11 protein-coding genes, 1 tRNA gene and 1 riboswitch are annotated in these 15,759 nt (G+C 74.8%); of the genes, 5 read left to right on the top strand and 7 right to left on the bottom strand.

What is annotated here, in order from left to right; translation table 11 throughout:
* Nucleotides 1-125: 125 nt before the first annotated feature.
* The 6 genes from ACFVVU_RS07690 to ACFVVU_RS07665 all read right to left on the bottom strand — a co-directional run bounded on the left by ACFVVU_RS07690 (nucleotide 126) and on the right by ACFVVU_RS07665 (nucleotide 7,605).
* Complete coding sequence (locus ACFVVU_RS07690; RefSeq protein WP_380690434.1) at nucleotides 126-887, bottom strand: pyridoxal 5'-phosphate synthase; 762 nt, start codon at nucleotides 885-887, stop codon at nucleotides 126-128.
* Nucleotides 888-1,644: 757 nt separating this feature from the next.
* Nucleotides 1,645-3,009: an FAD-binding oxidoreductase gene (locus ACFVVU_RS07685; protein ID WP_380688821.1), complete on the bottom strand. Its 1,365-nt coding sequence runs from the start codon at nucleotides 3,007-3,009 to the stop codon at nucleotides 1,645-1,647.
* Nucleotides 3,010-3,432: 423 nt separating this feature from the next.
* Nucleotides 3,433-4,263: a MerR family transcriptional regulator gene (locus tag ACFVVU_RS07680; protein ID WP_387788690.1), complete on the bottom strand. Its 831-nt coding sequence runs from the start codon at nucleotides 4,261-4,263 to the stop codon at nucleotides 3,433-3,435.
* A gap of 119 nt (nucleotides 4,264-4,382) precedes the next feature.
* Nucleotides 4,383-5,492, bottom strand: a complete 1,110-nt coding sequence (locus ACFVVU_RS07675; protein WP_387788689.1) for a peptidoglycan-binding protein — start codon at nucleotides 5,490-5,492, stop codon at nucleotides 4,383-4,385.
* A 213-nt stretch (nucleotides 5,493-5,705) separates the two neighbouring features.
* A tRNA-Ser gene (locus ACFVVU_RS07670) sits at nucleotides 5,706-5,793 on the bottom strand.
* A gap of 66 nt (nucleotides 5,794-5,859) precedes the next feature.
* On the bottom strand, nucleotides 5,860-7,605 hold the full coding sequence (locus tag ACFVVU_RS07665; protein ID WP_387788688.1) for a S1C family serine protease: 1,746 nt from the start codon (nucleotides 7,603-7,605) through the stop codon (nucleotides 5,860-5,862).
* A 182-nt stretch (nucleotides 7,606-7,787) separates the two neighbouring features.
* A riboswitch (TPP riboswitch) is annotated at nucleotides 7,788-7,935 on the top strand.
* Between ACFVVU_RS07665 and ACFVVU_RS07660 the strand changes: the two genes are divergently transcribed.
* The 4 genes from ACFVVU_RS07660 (at nucleotide 7,929) to ACFVVU_RS07645 (ending at nucleotide 12,459) form a co-directional block, all read left to right on the top strand.
* The gene (locus ACFVVU_RS07660) at nucleotides 7,929-9,395 is read left to right on the top strand and encodes a purine-cytosine permease family protein (protein WP_380685314.1); all 1,467 of its coding nucleotides are present in this window, start codon (nucleotides 7,929-7,931) and stop codon (nucleotides 9,393-9,395) included. It overlaps the preceding riboswitch by 7 nt.
* Before the next feature lie 107 nt (nucleotides 9,396-9,502).
* On the top strand, nucleotides 9,503-10,345 hold the full coding sequence (locus tag ACFVVU_RS07655; RefSeq protein ID WP_380685312.1) for a glycerophosphodiester phosphodiesterase family protein: 843 nt from the start codon (nucleotides 9,503-9,505) through the stop codon (nucleotides 10,343-10,345).
* A 497-nt stretch (nucleotides 10,346-10,842) separates the two neighbouring features.
* Nucleotides 10,843-11,316, top strand: coding sequence for a hypothetical protein (locus ACFVVU_RS07650; protein ID WP_387788687.1), 474 nt, complete (start codon nucleotides 10,843-10,845; stop codon nucleotides 11,314-11,316).
* A 156-nt stretch (nucleotides 11,317-11,472) separates the two neighbouring features.
* Nucleotides 11,473-12,459 carry a DUF5926 family protein gene (locus tag ACFVVU_RS07645; protein WP_380685307.1) on the top strand — a complete coding sequence of 329 codons (987 nt, stop codon included), beginning with the start codon at nucleotides 11,473-11,475 and terminating at the stop codon, nucleotides 12,457-12,459.
* A gap of 248 nt (nucleotides 12,460-12,707) precedes the next feature.
* On the opposite strand, the gene ACFVVU_RS07640 is transcribed toward ACFVVU_RS07645, so the two are convergent.
* Nucleotides 12,708-13,364, bottom strand: a complete 657-nt coding sequence (locus ACFVVU_RS07640) for a bifunctional DNA primase/polymerase (protein WP_387788686.1) — start codon at nucleotides 13,362-13,364, stop codon at nucleotides 12,708-12,710.
* 735 nt (nucleotides 13,365-14,099) lie between these two features.
* On the opposite strand from ACFVVU_RS07640, the gene ACFVVU_RS07635 reads away from it, so the two are divergent.
* Entirely contained in the window at nucleotides 14,100-15,662 is a 1,563-nt protein-coding gene (locus ACFVVU_RS07635) for a PP2C family protein-serine/threonine phosphatase (protein WP_380685302.1), read from the top strand.
* The last annotated feature ends 97 nt before the right edge of the window (nucleotides 15,663-15,759 follow it).

The raw sequence follows: 15,759 nt of genomic DNA, 5'->3' as shown, positions 1-15,759 counted from the left end.
CGATCGAACCACGCGGCCCCATCGAGACCGAAGCAGCCCGCCGCCTCGCCGACGACCTCAAGAACGAGTGATCACCCGATTACCCAACACTTTCTCAGGCGCTACGGCGCTACGGCGCCCCGGCGCTACGGCCAGAGCAGGGTGCGCGACCACTCCGGGGTGCGCACCGGGCCGGTCCGGGTGTAGCGGAGCCGGACGTGGTGGCGCTCCGCGTCGCCCTGCCAGAACTCCACCTCGTTCGCCCAGAGCGTGTAGACGGCGTGCCCGGCGGCGACCGCGTCCGGGGTGGCCTCCAGTCGGCGCCACGCCACCGCCACGGCCTCCTCGTACTCGGCCGGCGAGGCCAGCGGCTCGCTCTGCCGTCCGACCAGCGCGCCGATCCGGGCGGCCGGGGAGCGGGTGGCGAACTCGGCCCCCGCCACCTGGTCGGCGGCCCGTTCGACGGTGCCGCGCACCCGCACCTGGCGGCCGAGCTGCGGCCAGTAGACGGTCAGCGCGGCGGCCGGATGGTCGGCGAGCTGACGGCCCTTGGGGCTGTCGGCGGCGGTCGAGAAGACCCAGCCGGTGCCGGCGGCGTCCACGTCGCGCAGCACCAGCACGCGGGCGTCCGGCATGCCGTCGGCGTCGACCGTGGAGAGGGTGAACACCTGCGGGTCCAGCACCCCGGCGTACAGCGCGGTGGCGAGCCAGTCCACGAAGAGCGGGCCCGGTTCGGCCGGGGCGGCCTCGGCGTCGAAGGTCGGCAACGGGCGGGCCATCGGCGGGCGGCCGAGCATCAGCTCGGGCACGGACCGGGGCGCGGCCGGCGCCTGCTCCCCGCCGAACCCGGGATCCGGTGCCGGCCTGGTCTCGCCGGGGCCGGTCAGGCCCTCCTCCTCCGCTGCCATCGCGCCCTTCCTTCCGGTTGCCGCGTCCGCAGCCCCGCGGCGGACCGGTCGCCGGGAGGGCGTGCCGGCGCGGGGTGCGCTGTCGGAGCGCAACCGTACCGCCGCGCGGTGACGGCGCCGGGCGCGGGCCCTGGACTGGACCTCTCCACGGCCCCCGGACGCGCCCGTGGGCGGCACCGATCTGCGGTGCCGCCCACGGAACCGGTGCGCGGTGACCCTTTCCGCTGCCCGGTGAAGCGCTGTGCGATCCGTTCCCTCCCGTCCGGCCCGGCCTCCGGCGACGGCGCCCCCGCCGTCGACGGCACCCGGTCGGTGCTCAGGAGTTCAGGAGTTCAGGAACTCAGGAGTTCGGGAAGAAGACCGGTACGAGGACGATGTCGTGGTGGAGCCTCCCGTGAACGGTGATCGTGTCAGGTGTGCGGGAGTTCGCCGACCGAACGAACACCTGCGGATGTGCGACGTCTGGACACAGACTTCCGCAACAAATCGACAAAGCACCACCTCACGGCCGCCTTTTCGCCCTTTAGCGTGATATCCGGCGGCCCCATGCATAATCGCCACCGACCGGAGAGCGCAACCTTCACACCCCCTCCCACCTGCGACGCAGACCGGTCGACCGGCCACGAACCGGTGCACCCCCACGGCGCGCGACAAAGTCGAACGCGCCCCCTGCCGGTTCGGTCGACTTACCGTGTCGATAAATTCGGGCCATTCTGTGACAGTCCGAAAATCGGCAGGGCGTGCGGGAGCCGACGGATCAGACCACCTTGCCGGGATTGAGGATGCCCAGCGGGTCGAAGACCGCCTTCAGCTGCCGCTGCAGGTCCACCGCCACCGGCCCCAGCTCCCGCGCCAGCCACTCCCGCTTGAGCAGCCCCACCCCGTGCTCACCGGTGATCGTGCCGCCCAGCTCCAGCCCCAGCGCCATGATCTCGTCGAAGGAGCGCTGCGCCCGGGCCGACTGCTCGGCGTCCGCCGCGTCGAAGATCACGATCGGATGGGTGTTGCCGTCGCCCGCGTGGCTCACCACCCCGATGGTCAGCCCGTGCCGCTCCGCGATCGCCGCGACGCCCTCCAACATCTCGGCCAGCCGCGAGCGCGGCACCGCCACGTCGTCGATCATCGTGGTGCCCAGCCGGTCCAGCGCGGGCAGCGCCTGCCGGCGCGCCTCCAGCAGCAGCTCCGACTCCGCCTGGTCCTCGGCCGGCACCACCTCGGTCGCCCCGGCCGCCCGGCACAGCTCCCCGACCGCGGCCAGCTCGGCCACCCGGTCCGGGCCGTCGAAGGCGACCAGCAGCAGCGCACGGGTGGACTCCGGCAGCCCCATCCGCCCCAGCTCGTTGACCGCGCGCACGCTCACCGCGTCCATCAGCTCCATCAGCGACGGGGTGAAGCCGCGCGCCATCACCTCGCAGACCGCCGCACCGGCCGCTGCCGCGCTCGGGAACTCCGCCGCCAGCGCCAGCTGCGGCGCGGGGGCCGGCCGCAGCGCCACCACCGCGCGGACCACCACGCCCAGGGTGCCCTCGGAGCCCACCAGCAGCCGGGTCAGGTCGTAGCCCGCCACGCCCTTGGCCGTCCGGCGGCCGGTGGACAGCAGCCGCCCGTCGGCCAGCACCACGTCGAGCCCGAGCACGTACTCGCTCGTCACGCCGTACTTGACGCAGCAGAGGCCGCCCGCACCGGTGCCGATGTTGCCGCCGATCGTGCAGGACTCCCAGCTCGACGGGTCGGGCGGGTAGCAGAGCCCCGAGGCCGCGGCGGCCCGGGAGAGCTCGGCGTTGACCACGCCCGGCTCGACCACCGCGATCCGGTTCACCGGGTCCAGCTCCAGGATCCGGTTCATCCTCACCATCGACAGCACGATGCAGCCGTCGACGGCGTTGGCCGCGCCGGACAGCCCGGTCCTGGCCCCCTGCGGGACCACCGGCACGCGCAGCGCGGTGGCGGTCCGCAGGACGTGCTGGACCTGCTCGACCGTCTCCGGGAAGACCACCACCGCGGGGGTGCCGGCCGGGCAGAAGTCCGCCATGTCGTGCCGGTAGGCGGCCGTCACGTCCGGGTCCACCGCCAGGGCGCCGGGCGGGAGGCCCTCCGCCAGCCGGTCCGTCAGGTCACTCATCGCCGCCTCCGCTCGCACCGCCCGCGCCACCGCACCGCCGGTCCCACCTCGCCGGGGCGCCGTCCGTACCCGTCCGGGCACGCCCGGTCCTCGCACTCTGCCGCCCGCCCGGCCGCCCGGCAAGTACACCGCCCCGGCGCAGGACGGGCGAGGCCGCCGCGAGCAGCCCGGCGGCGCCGGTGGCCACCACGCCGAGCGCCGTGGGCAGCCGGGGGCCCGCCGTGTCGGCGAGCAGGCCCGGCAGTCCGGTCGAGCGGACCGGGGCCTCTCCTTCGGGGCGGGTAGGGCCCGGGCAGCGCCGCCCGCGCCGGGCGGGCGGCGCCGTCGGACGCGGGGCCTCGGTGGTCGTCACGCCGGGCGACACCGGGGCCCTCGACCGGTTTCAGGGCAAGCGGCGGGCGCCGCGCCCGGACGACCGGCCGGCTACCCGCGTTGCACCGGCTCCTGCAGCTCCGTCACCCAGTCCGCCACCTCCTCCGGGCACTCCAGGTAGAGCTCCCGGGCGTACCCGGTCGAGCGGTAGCCGTTCTCCTCGATGAACCGCGCCAGCGCCTGGACCGCGCCCAGGGAGTCGTCCATCGAGCCGCGGTGCACCACGGTCACCGCCTCCTCGATCGCCGGCAGGTCGACCACGGCGAGACCGTGCTCCCCCGCCGGGTCGACCGAGGCGGCGATCGGCACGGCCACCCGGATCAGCACCGAGCCGTCCCCGCCGCCGGTGTCCTCGTACCGGGCGACGGACGGGCCGTTGTGCGCGATGCCGGCCGCCGCCAGCCGCCCGCAGAGCTCCTCGAACAGCGGGCCGATCACCGGCCCGATGTCCTGCGGCTCGTAGCTCGCCGCGACCCCGGTCAGTTCGGCCGCCCGCACCGACGGCACCCGCTTCACCACGACATCGTGCGTGGACATGGTCCCCTCGCTCTCGATCGTCCGGAGCCTCGCCTCGACCCGGGCCAGCCGCTCGGCGTCCGCCGCCATCGCCGCGGCGAGCTCGGCCCGCCGCAGTCGCAGCATCCCGCGCAGCTCGGCCGTGTCCACCTCCTCGTCCAGGACGGCCCGCACCTGTTGCAGGGTGAAGCCGAGGTCCTTGAGGGCGATGAGCCGGTTGAGCCGGGCCAGTTGGGCCGCCTCGTAGCAGCGGTAGCCGCTGAACGGGTCGACCCGGGCGGGCCGGAGCAGTCCGACGGCGTCGTAGTGGCGCAGCATGCGGACCGACACCCGGCCGTGTTTGGCGAAGTCTCCGATGTTCAACATGGTCCCTCCAGTGCAGACCCTCACACGGTGTCATGGTCAAGCACCGGCTTCGCCGCCCGGCCTCCCCCGGCCGCCCGCTCCCGGCGACCCGTCCAGCCCGTTCGGTCCGTTCGGTCCGTTCAGTCCGTCACGTCGAACCCCCGGCGCTGCCCCAGCACCTGGAGGCTGCGCCGGCCGGGGATGCCGTTGGCGTCCTCGCCCGCGTAGCCGAGGCTGCGCTGGAACGCGGCGTACGCCTGCACGGTGCGGGTGCCGAGCGAGCCGTCCACCCAGCGCTGCTCCAGGAACCCCTCGTCCGCCAGGGCCTGTTCGACGATCCGCACCTCGCCGCCGTACGTCTGGTGGCCCTGCTCGGCCTCCGGGTCGGTGCGCGCCGCCGCGACCACGTGGGCGAGCGACACCCGCTGCGCCGAGGGCAGCCGGCCCAGCAGCCGACGCAGCGACGCCTCGCCCGGCACGCCGTCGGCGTCCGACCCCGAGTAGCCCAGACTGCGCTGGAAGTCCTGGTAGTTGAGGGTGTCGGCGTCCCGCCAGTCCTGGTCGGGACCGGACTGGTAGTGCCCGCCGAAGCCCTGCCGGACGAGCGCCTGGCCCACCTCCTCGACCTGCGGGCCGTGCGCGCCGTAGCCGTATTCGAGACCGTTGATGGTCACCCGGTACCGGGCGGGGCCGGAGCCGCCGCCCGGCGGGGGCAGCGGCGCACCGCCGGCCGCCGCGACGATGCCGGGCATCACGACGTCGCGGAACTGGCGGGCCCGGATGTCCCCGGGGCAGGCCGTCCCGCCGTCCGACCACTCGGGGAACATCCGGTGCACGCCGAAGCCGGGCTCGTCCCACTCGCCGCAGATCCGCAGCGGGATGCCGTGCCGCTGGTGCAGCCAGACCCCGAGCGCGACGAACGCGTTGATCTGGGCGTCCGTCCACGGATCGGTGCTCTGGTCGTCGCTGGCCGACTCCACGCTCACCGCGCCGGTGCCGTCGGCCCGGCGGTTGGCCCGCATGTTGGCGTCGGCGCGGGTCTGGGTGCCGATGTACTGCCCGACGCTGCCGTCGTACCCGACCCCGAAGTGGGACTCCAGGTTGGTGGAGTCCCGCCAGTACTCGTAGATCCGCCGCGGCGTCCACGGGGCCGCCACGCTGTGGAAGATCACCTGTGTCGGGGTGATCGCCGGCTGCTCGTCCGACTCCGGTTCGAGCTCCATCTTCTCCGCACCGGGGTACCAGGCCATCAGTCTCTCCTCGCCGGGCCCAGGGCAGTTCGCCCCTTACGCCCTGACGACGGACCTCGCACCCCCACCCGAGGACGTTCCCACCCCAAACCCCCCGTTCAGGTGAACCCTGCCCCACCCCGGCCCACAGCCGGCCCCACCCCGAACAGCACAAAGGCGGGTGCCGACCCGAGGTCGGCACCCGCCTTGAGCAGGTGGTTCTTCTCCTACCGGCGGAGAGCGTGGGATTCGAACCCACGGTACGGGGTCACCGCACGACAGTTTTCAAGACTGTTCCCTTAGGCCGCTCGGGCAGCTCTCCAGGCGGAGGTCAGCCTAACGGGTCCGGCGGGGTTCGGTGCACAGGGTTTCCGGGGCGGGTCGGGGGTCAGTTGTCGCCGACGCGGCTGCCGAGGGTGACCTTGGTGGTGGCGGTCTGGCCGTTGCGGGTGTACTCGACGTCGACGGTCTCGCCGGGCTTGTGCGTCCAGATCTTGCTGACCAGGGCGGGGCCGTTCTCGATCGGACTGCCACCGAGCTTGGTGATGACGTCGCCCGGCTTGAGGCCGGCCTGGTCGGCGGCGCCGCCCGGGGTGACGGCCGGCTGGCCCTGGACGTCGCGGGTCTGGATCTGCGCGCCGTCGCCCTTGTAGTCGTCGTTGCGCAGGACGTCGAGCTTGGCGTAGACCGGCTTGCCGGTCTTGATCAGGGTGTCGGCGACCCACTTGGCCTGGTTGATCGGGATCGCGAAGCCCAGGCCGATGGAGCCGGCCCGGCCGTTGCTGGAGGCGTTGGACTGGATCGCCGAGTTGATGCCGATCACGCCGCCGGCGGAGTCCAGCAGCGGGCCGCCGGAGTTGCCGGGGTTGATGGAGGCGTCGGTCTGCAGCGCGTTCATGTAGGAGGCCTGCGCGCCGGTCTCGTCGCCGGAGGCGACCGGGCGGTCCTTGGCGCTGACGATGCCGGTGGTGACGGTGGACTCCAGGCCGTACGGGGCACCGATGGCGATGGTGGAGTCGCCGACGTTGACCTTGTCGGAGTCGGCCAGCGGAAGCGGCGTCAGCTTTTCCTTGGGCGGGTTGTCGAGCTTGATGACGGCGACGTCGTAGCCCTCGGCGCGGCCCAGCACGGAGGCGCCGTAGGAGCTGCCGTCGGCGAACTTGACGGTCAGCTTGCCACCGCTGGAAGCGGGCGCGACCACGTGGTTGTTGGTGAGGATGTGGCCCTCGGTGTCGAAGACGAAGCCGGTGCCGGTGCCGGACTCGCCGTTGCCCTGGGCCTTGATGGTGACGACGCTGGGCAGCGCCTTCTGCGCGATGCCGGCGACCGAGCCCGGGGCGGGCTCGTTCTTCTGGGTGTTGTTGGCCTGGACGGTGGTGGAGCTGCGGTCGGCCTTGGCGCTCACCGACTTGCCGTCGCGGTCCGCGACGGACACGCCGACCGCGCCGCCGGCCACGCCGGCCACCAGGGCGACGGCCGCGACCAGGGCGATCAGGCCGCCGCGCTTCTTGCGCGGGCCGCCGGGGACCGGCGCGCCGGGGTACTCGCCCGGGTAGCCGAGCGGGCCGCCGGGACCGCCGGGGGCCCCGGGCGCGCCCGGGGTGATGTCGTGGGCGGCGCCCCAGCCGCCGAGCGGCTGGCCGGCGCCGAACGGGTGGTGGTGCTGGCCGGTCGCGCCCGGGGCCTGCGGGGCCCCCGGGGCGGCGAACGGGTCGTGCGCGACGGGCGCCGGGGGCACCGGCGTGCCCGGGGCCGGGGTGGCGTACGGGTTGTCGCCGTACGGCGCGGCGGCCTGAGCGACCGGGGCGGCCGGGGCCGCGGGCGCGGCGGGCGGCAGGACCGGCGGCGGCGCGTCCAGGTACCCGGGCTCGGCGGCCGGGGCCGGGGCCGGCGCGGCGGGCGCCTCCGGGGCGCCGACCTTGCCGAACGCCAGCGTGGGCGTGAACCCGCCGGAACCCCCCTCGGCGGGCGGCTGGGACGGCTGGTCGACTGCGGGCGTCGCTGCGGGGGCGGGGGCGGGGCCGGCCGCAGACTGCTGCGCCGGACCGTCAGAAGCGGAACCCACCACCCCCTGGCCGCCGGAGGGCTGCTCCCCCTGCGGCCCGGTGGACCCAACCTCGCGCTCGGTGCTCACGGACGACCTCCATAGCTGACAGGACCAACAACCATAGTTTTTCGCACACCCGATTCGATTGCCGTAAGGACCCTTCTGAAGAACTCATAAGAATCCTTAGCCGGGCCAGACGGCCGCCGAAGCGCCGTACCCGACACGACCCGTCTTGGCGTTCCCCCCGACGGCGACTAGCCTGTCGCTCCGAACTGACACGCGGGAGCTTGGACCGACCAGGCTGAGAGTGCGCCGGTCGACCGTACGCCACGGACCTCGTGGGCGGCCGTCGAGGGGGCGCAGACCGCCGGAACCTGTCCGGGTAATGCCGGCGTAGGGAGAGATCGGCCATGCCGTCCGCTTCGTCATCCTCGTCCTCCGGCGCGCCCGCGTCCCGGAACGTCCCCCCGCCGCAGGACGCCGCGGGCACCGCCCCCGGTTCCCCCGACGGGGACACCGCGCGGACGGCCACCGCCGTCCTGGAGCCCCCGGCCCGCACCGAGGCGCCGCTGGTGCTGGACACCGAGCCGCCCCGCACCCTCGGCTTCCGCGACCACTTCGCGCTCTGGATGAACCTCGGCGTCTCGCTGATCGGCTTCACCACCGCCGCGACCGTGCTCGGCGCCAAGGGCGAGGAGCTGTCGCTGGCCGCCGCGGTGACCGCGATCGCGGTCGGCACCGTGGTCGGCACCGCGATGCTCGGCGTGGCCGCGCTGATCGGCGCGCGGACCGGCGCGCCCGCCATGGCGAACCTGCGCGGCCTGTTCGGCACCCGGCTGTCCTACGTGCCGACGGTGCTCAACATCGTCCAGTGCATCGGCTGGGGCGTCTACGAGCTGCTGACGATCGCGCTCGGCGCGCAGACGGTGACCGGTACCGAGGGCTACCGCTGGGTCTTCGTGGTGCTGGCCGGCGCGCTGACCACCGCGCTGACCATCTGGCCGCTCGGCGCCATCGCGGTGCTGCGCCGCTTCGTCGCCGCCGCGGTGGCGGTCGCGATGGTGTACTTCACCGTCCAGCTCGGCCGGCACGGCGTACCGGACCCGGGCGCCGGCAACTGGCACGGCTTCCTGCGGGCGACGGACGCGATGATCGCGGTGTCGATCTCGTTCGTGCCGCTCGCCGCCGACTACACCCGGCACTCGCGCACCCCGCGCTCGGCGTTCTGGGGCAGCTTCTCCGGCTACACGATGGCCCAGGTCTGGTGCTACGTGCTCGGGCTGATGGCGCTGCTGCAGGCGGACGGGAACCCGGAGCGGATCTTCGACTCCTTCCTGGGCGTCTGGGCCGGCTGGCTGTTCCTGCTGGTGCTGGTGCTGCGCGAGACCGACCAGTCCTTCGCCAACGTCTACTCGACCGCGATGTCGATCCACAACCTGCTGCCGAAGGTCGACCGCCGGGTGCTGACGGGCGGCACCGGTGTGCTGATCACCGTGCTCGCGCTGCAGATCACCGCGTTCACCGACTCCTACTACGCCTTCCTGGGGCTGATCGGCTCGGTCTTCGTGCCGATGTTCGCGGTGCTGGCGGTCGACTACTTCCTCGGCGCCGGGCGGCGCGGCTGGGACCTCTCCGCCGACGCCCCGTCCCGCTGGCTGATGCTGCTGCCGTGGGCGCTGGGCTTCGCCACCTACCAGCTGATCGCGCCGACCGCGGTGGCCGGCTGGTGGACGGACCTCTGGACCTCCGCGCAGGAGGCGCTGCACTTCACCCCGCAGGAGTGGACCTCGGCCTCGCTGTTCGGCTTCCTGGTGCCGGCCCTGGCCACCTGGGCGCTCACCCCGTTCACCCGGGCCCGCGGCGCCGTCGCGCGCTGACCCGCTCCGCAGCCGCGGGCGCGGAGGCGGACACGGAGGCGAAGACGGCCCCCCGGGTTGGGACCGTCTTCGCCTCCGTGTCACTTGCGCGGCCTATCGTGTAGGGCGTGACCAGCCCTGATGTCTCGCCCGCGACGGCCCGCACCGCACCGCCCGTCCAGGTGATCGCCCACCGCGGTTCCTCGTACGCCCTTCCCGAGCACACCCTCGCCGCCTACCGCCAGGCGCTCACCGAGGGGGCGGACGCCCTGGAGTGCGACGTGCGGGTGACCGCCGACGGGCAGCTGGTCTGCGTGCACGACCGGCGGATCGGCCGGGTCTCGGACGGCCGGGGCACGGTGTCCGCGATGACCCTGGCCGAGCTGGAGGCGCACGACTTCGGCGCCTGGAAGACCGGCCGGCCGAGCGAGGACCCGGAGCTGCGCGGGGTGCTGCGGCTGGAGAGCCTGCTGGAGCTGGTGGTGGACTGCGGGCGTCCGGTGGACCTCGCGATCGAGACCAAGCACCCGGTGCGGTTCCGCGGCCGGGTGGAGTCCGAGCTGCTGCGGGTGCTGGACCGGTTCGGGATCGGCGGCGCGGGCGGCGGCGACGCGGGCGCGGGCGGCCACGGCGTCAACGCCCGGATCATGAGCTTCTCCTCGCTCGCGCTGGCCCGGGTGGCGGCCGCCGCGCCGCAGTACCCGCGGGTGTTCCTGTTCGAGCGCGGCCTGGTGCTGCGCGGACGGCTGCGCCCGGGCGCGCCGCTGCCGGGCGGGGCGCGGATCGCCGGTCCCGGCATCGAGCTGGTGCGGGCCCGGCCGGGGCTGGTGACCAGGCTGCGCGAGCTGGGCCACCAGGTGCACGTGTGGACCGTGGACGAACCGGCCGACGTCGAGCTCTGCCTGGAGCTCGGGGTGTCGGCGATCATCACCAACCGCCCGGCGGAGGTCCTGGCCCAGCTCGGCCGCTGAGCCCGGGCACCCGCCCGCACGCCCGGTCCGTCGACGGACCCGCCGGCGGACCCGGTGGCGGACCCGGTGGTAATCGCGGGGTACGTGGTACCGCTGTGGTGAACCGTTCAACCACCGTCGGCCGTTGATCGGCTTGGTAGGGACTCAAACCTTTCGGCGACGATTTCTGCCGCAATTCATACAGTTTCACGACGCAGGGTGAGCGTCGAATCACCTCTCGCGCACCGACGGTGGACGGCCGCCAAATGTGCGCGAGGGATCGCCGCACGGTCGTTTCCGACGTATTGCCAAGGGGCATCCATCCCTCGGCATACGCTGAAGGAGGTCCGGGGGTGGCGTTGATGGTGGCGCGTGAAGTGCCGACTTCATCGACCATGGCAGTGCCGCACGGCCCAGCGAGTGTCGGGGTCGCACGGCGCCGGCTGCGTCGAGATCTGGGAGACCGCGAGATACCGGAACCGGTCATTGATGATGCCGTTCTGATCCTTTCCGAACTATTGAGCAACGCTTGTCGCTACGCCCGACCGCTGGGCCCGCTGCCCGCGCTCGGCCGGGGCGCCCGCTCCGGGGCCGTCGAACCGCTGCTGGTCGGCGGAGCGGCCCGGACCGGCGCGACCGGCGGGAGCGGCAAGCAGGCCGCCGCGACGGGCGAGGCCGGCGAGGACACCGGCGGCGTCCTGGTGCGCTGGCAGATGCACGCCGACGGCGTGCTCACCCTGGAGGTCACCGACGGCGGGGCGCAGACCCGGCCGTCGCCGTCCAGCCCCTCGCTGACCTCGCACGGCGGCCGCGGGCTGAGCATCGTGGACCAGCTGGCCAGCGACTGGGGCGTGCGCGACGCCCCCGGCGAGGTGACCGTGTGGGCGGCGCTGCCGGCCCGCGCCCGGCACGCCCGGCGGACCGGCGGCGGACACCACGCCGACGGACACCACGGCGGTGGACACCCCGGCAACGGCCGCCACGCCGGCTGACCGCCCGAGCACCACGACGCCCGAGCACCACGACGGCCGTGCACCGGGACGGCGGGCGCGGGCCGGACCGCCCGCGCCCCGGCGCACGCCACGCGCCCGGGGAACGTCAGTAGGCTGCCGGGAGCACAACACCACCGTTCCCGGGAGAGCCGCACCATGGGCAAGAAGGCCGCCAAGAAGGCGCCGCAGCGCACCCAGTCCACCCCCGCCGTCACGGGCGAGATCCCCGTGGTCGGAGCCCGCGAGGACTGCCCCTGCGGCTCGGGCCGCCGCTACAAGGCCTGCCACGGCCGCGAGGCCTCGCACGCCGTCCAGGAGCTGGTGCACCGCCCGTTCGAGGGCCTGCCGGGCGAGGCGGACTGGGTGGCGCTGCGCGAGCTGGTGCCCGCCGCCACCGTGCCGCTGACGCTGGCCGCCGGGGTGGCCGGGGCCGCCGCCGGCGAGGTGCCGTCGGTCACCCTGGCCACCGTGCTGCCGCTGGCCTGGCCCGCGCTGCGCCGCCAGGACGGCTCGATCCTGCTGGGCCTGCAGACCCAGTCGTCCTCCGGCGACCTGAGCCGCGACCTCGCGGACGCCCTGGAGCTGGCGCTGGCCACCGAGCCGGGCACCCCGGTGCCGGCCCGCCGGACCGTGCCGGGCGGCCGCCGCCTGCAGGACCTGCTGGACGGCACCGCCGCCTTCGAGCCGGCCGTGCACACCGGCTTCGAGTTCTGGCTGGAGGACGCCGAGACCGCGACCGGCGAGGTGGCCGCCTCGCTGGAGCGCGCCAACGCCTCGGCGATCCCCACCGAGAAGCTCACCGGCGTCGACGCCGCCTACTGGTGCGGCACCCCGGACAAGAACCACCTGCGCTGGGTGATGACCGTCCCGGAGGAGCAGCTGCTGGACGCGCTGGCCCGGCTGACCGCCGCCGAGCAGTCCGCGATCGGCCCGGACACCCGCCTGGTCGGCTCGTTCCGGGCGCACGGCCTGACCGTGCCGGTCTGGGACCTGCCGATCGGGATGACCGCGGCCGACTGCGAGAAGCCGGCCGCGGAGTTCGCCGAGCGGCTCGCCGCGACGCTCGCCGACCCGGCCCCGCTCACCGCCGACGAGCGGCGGGCCCGGGCGAACCTGGTGAACCGTCAGGTCACCCTGAACTAAAGGCGGGACGCAACGCCGGGACACACCCGGCGGATCGGCGTGATACGCGTCACATTGGCGCCCGCAACCCGCAATTTCCGGGCTGCGAGGGCGTCTTGGAAATTGGCGCGGGCGCGGATCCTTGTTACTGTCTAAAGAGTCCGGTCGCTGGTGCATCCCCCGTCGCCAGCGGCCGGATCTTTTGTTTTCCGAACGCCCCACGCCGGGGACGGTCGGCCGTGCCCGATCAGTACGCCGACGACGGATCGTCAGTATGCCGAGCGGCCGCTGTCCAGCTGGACCGCCGCCGCCACCAACTCGCCCAACAGCGGCTCGACCTGCGGCAGCCAGACCTCGCCGTCGGCACCCCGGCCGGGCGGCAGCACCCAGCGCACCCGGTCGCCGTCCCCGCCGCCGGGCGGCAGCGGCAGGAAGCCGCCGACCCCGTGGTAGCGCAACGATCCGGGCACCCAGGGAAGTTGGACGAGCATCTCGCCGAGCGCGTCCAGCGAGTAGGGGGCCACCAGCATCGCGTAGCGGCCGGGCATCGCCAGCACCGGGCCGAGCCGCAGCCGCAGCGCCGCCAGGTAGGCGAGCGCGCGGGCACCGGCCGCCGCCGGGAGGCTGACCGCGCAGACCGCCCGCCCGGTCGCCACCAGCACCGGGGCGTCCGGGCAGCGCCGCTCCCACCACCAGCGCACCATCCGGGCGTCGGTGGTGGCCGCGAGCAGCGGCGGGTCGTGCGGGTGGGCGCCCGGCACCGGGCAGTCCGGGTCGCCGCAGGAGCAGTGTCCGTCGGCGACCAGGACGGCGCCGGGGACGACGGGCCAGCGGTGCCCGGTGGCCGCCGTCAGGGCCCCGGCCAGCCGGGCCGCCCGGGCCGCCGACCGGCCTCTCGGGTCGTCGCGCAGTGGGTTGTCACGCATTGGCACCCGTTCCTTTCCGTGACCGCTCGGTGGCTCCGCCCGCGGTCGCCGGACCGGCCGCCGCCGCGCGTCCGGGGACGCCGGACCGGCCCGCGAAACCGGACGGAGGGAACCGGCCGGGAGCCGGGTCGGAACGGACCGGGGGCCGGACCGGGGCCGGGCTGCGGGCGGGGCGTACGGCGGAACGGACGGCGGTGCGACAACGGCGCGGGCCTGGAGCACGCGGTGGAGCACGATGTGAAAGGGCCGTGGAATAGAACAGCCCTTGGAACGAGAATCCCGTATGCGACCGGATGGACGCCGCCCGGCCGCGGTTGGTTCCACCGTACGAGTGAGTCGCTTCCGGCCGACCCGGCCGGCCGGCGCCAGGGGCATACGATCCGGACGGCCGCCGGAGCCGTCCCCCCGGTTCTGCCCGTTCGCCGGCCGCTCCATGCCCGACGGGCGGCCGGGGCCCCGTGTCCCACCGGACTGCGGCGCAGTCGACCGGCGCGAACCGAACGGAACGCGCCCCCGGCCGGGCCGCTCCGGCGCGGAACGGGCCATCTGCCTTGTCATGGCTCTGGACATGCCCCGAATGGCCTGTGTAGAAGTGGTGGCATTGCTGTCGATCAATGACGAGTAGTAGCGAATCGAGGCGAAACGCGCCCTTTTGGCCGTGCTCGCTCCTAACGGCCGTACCTGGGGGTTCCGCATGATCCGCGTGACACGCACCACCGCGTCAGGAGTGGCGGCATGACCGAGTCCCACCCACCGTCGACGTCCTCCGAGCCGGCCGAGTCCGGCGGCACCAGCGGGCTCTCCGTGCTCGATCCGCCGGGCTTCCACGAGCCGGCCGCGGCCGGCGGGCAGTCCGCCGGCCGGCCGGACGGGCCGCAGCAGGGACAGCCGGACGGCGCAGCGCCCGGCGAGCTGCCGGGCACCGGCGAGGGCGCGAGCCGTGCCCCGGGCGCCCCCGGCGCATCCGACGGCGCGCGGCCCGCCGCCTCCGCCACCCGCGTGCAGGACCGTTTGGCCGGACGCCTGTCCGATTTCACCAGCCTGCACGAGCACACCGCCCGGCTCGCCCGTTCCCGCGGCCTGTCCGCCGCCCTGGACGCGGTGCTCGCCTCCGGCGCCGCGCTGCTCGGCGCCGCCCGCGCCCTGCTGGTCACCGCGCTGCCCGGCGGCGGCCCCAGCCAGCCGGTGGGCCTCGGCCTGGACCGCGCCAGCCTCGGCGCGCTGGAGACCGTCCCGACCGACCAGAGCCTGCTCGCCCGGCTGCTGCGCGAGCACGACCGGCCCGCCGAGCTGCAGTCGTACGACCTCGTCGGCGACCCCGCGATCGGCGCCCGGCTGCGCGAGCTGGCCGGCCACCTCGGCCTCGGCGGCTGCTACGGCCTGCCGCTCGCCACCGAGGAGGACGGCCCGCTGGCCGCCGTGCTCTGGTTCTACGACCGCCCCGCCGCCCCGACCGAGCGCCAGCGCGAGCTGGCCCGCCGCTACTGCGAGGTGGCCGCCCCGCTGCTGGCCAAGCAGCTCGACGCGGAGAAGGTCCGGCGCACCACCGAGGCGCTGCGCGCCGGCCTGCTGCCCGACCACCTCCCCCAGCCGGCCGGCCTGCGGCTGGCCGCCCGGCTCGTCCCGGCCGGCCTGGACCGCTCCTGCGGCAGCGACTGGTACGACGCCATCCCGCTGCCGGACGGCACGGTCGGCCTCACCGTCGGCTCGGTGTCCGGCGACGGCCCGGGCGCCGGACCCGGCTCCGCCCCCGGCGCGGCCGCCGCGATGGGCCGGGTGCGGGCCGCGCTGCGGGCGTACGCGGTGCTGGAGGGCGAGGACCCGGTGTCCGTCCTGGGCGACCTCGAACTGCTGCTGAAGACCACCGAGCCGGCCCGCACCGCGACCGCCGTCTACGCCTGGGTGGAGCCGGAGGGGCGGCGGGTCACCCTGGCCGGGGCCGGGCACTGCCCGCCGGTGCTGGTCACCCGGTACGGCGCCGAGTTCGTGGAGACCTCGCTCTCCGCGCCGCTGGGCGTGCTCTCCTGCTGGGAGGCGCCCGGCGTCGAGTTCACCGCCGAGCGCGGCGACACGCTGCTGCTCTGCACCGAGGGACTGGCCCGCCGCTTCGGCCCGACCCTGCACGCCGGGCAGGCCAATCTGCGCCGGGCCGCCGCCGACGCCCCGCGCGACGTGCGGATCGACCCCGAGCGGCTCTGCGCCCACCTGGTGGCGGTCGCGGCGGAGCGGGAGGCGGCCGGCGCCGGGGGCGTCCCGGCCACCGACGACCTGACGCTGCTCGCCGCGCGCTTCGAGTAGCCCGGCCCGGCCGGTTCGAACGGACCCGGCGAAGGCCCGAACGGGTGAGCGGCCGGGCGTCCGTACCATGGACGCACGGCCGCCCACCTGTGTCGCG

This window comes from Kitasatospora sp. NPDC057965, assembly GCF_042887135.1.
Classification (GTDB): Bacteria; Actinomycetota; Actinomycetes; order Streptomycetales; family Streptomycetaceae; genus Kitasatospora.
This window is presented reverse-complemented; position numbering and strand designations above follow the sequence as displayed.

Bases quoted from the DNA above. Each gene is read 5' to 3' on its own strand.
- ACFVVU_RS07690 (WP_380690434.1), bottom strand. From the start codon at position 887: ATGGCAGCGGAGGAGGAGGGCCTGACCGGCCCCGGCGAGACCAGGCCG.
- ACFVVU_RS07685 (WP_380688821.1), bottom strand. From the start codon at position 3,009: ATGAGTGACCTGACGGACCGGCTGGCGGAGGGCCTCCCGCCCGGCGCC.
- ACFVVU_RS07680 (WP_387788690.1), bottom strand. From the start codon at position 4,263: ATGTTGAACATCGGAGACTTCGCCAAACACGGCCGGGTGTCGGTCCGC.
- ACFVVU_RS07675 (WP_387788689.1), bottom strand. From the start codon at position 5,492: ATGGCCTGGTACCCCGGTGCGGAGAAGATGGAGCTCGAACCGGAGTCG.
- ACFVVU_RS07660 (WP_380685314.1), top strand. From the start codon at position 7,929: ATGCCGTCCGCTTCGTCATCCTCGTCCTCCGGCGCGCCCGCGTCCCGG.
- ACFVVU_RS07645 (WP_380685307.1), top strand. From the start codon at position 11,473: ATGGGCAAGAAGGCCGCCAAGAAGGCGCCGCAGCGCACCCAGTCCACC.
- ACFVVU_RS07640 (WP_387788686.1), bottom strand. From the start codon at position 13,364: ATGCGTGACAACCCACTGCGCGACGACCCGAGAGGCCGGTCGGCGGCC.
- ACFVVU_RS07635 (WP_380685302.1), top strand. From the start codon at position 14,100: ATGACCGAGTCCCACCCACCGTCGACGTCCTCCGAGCCGGCCGAGTCC.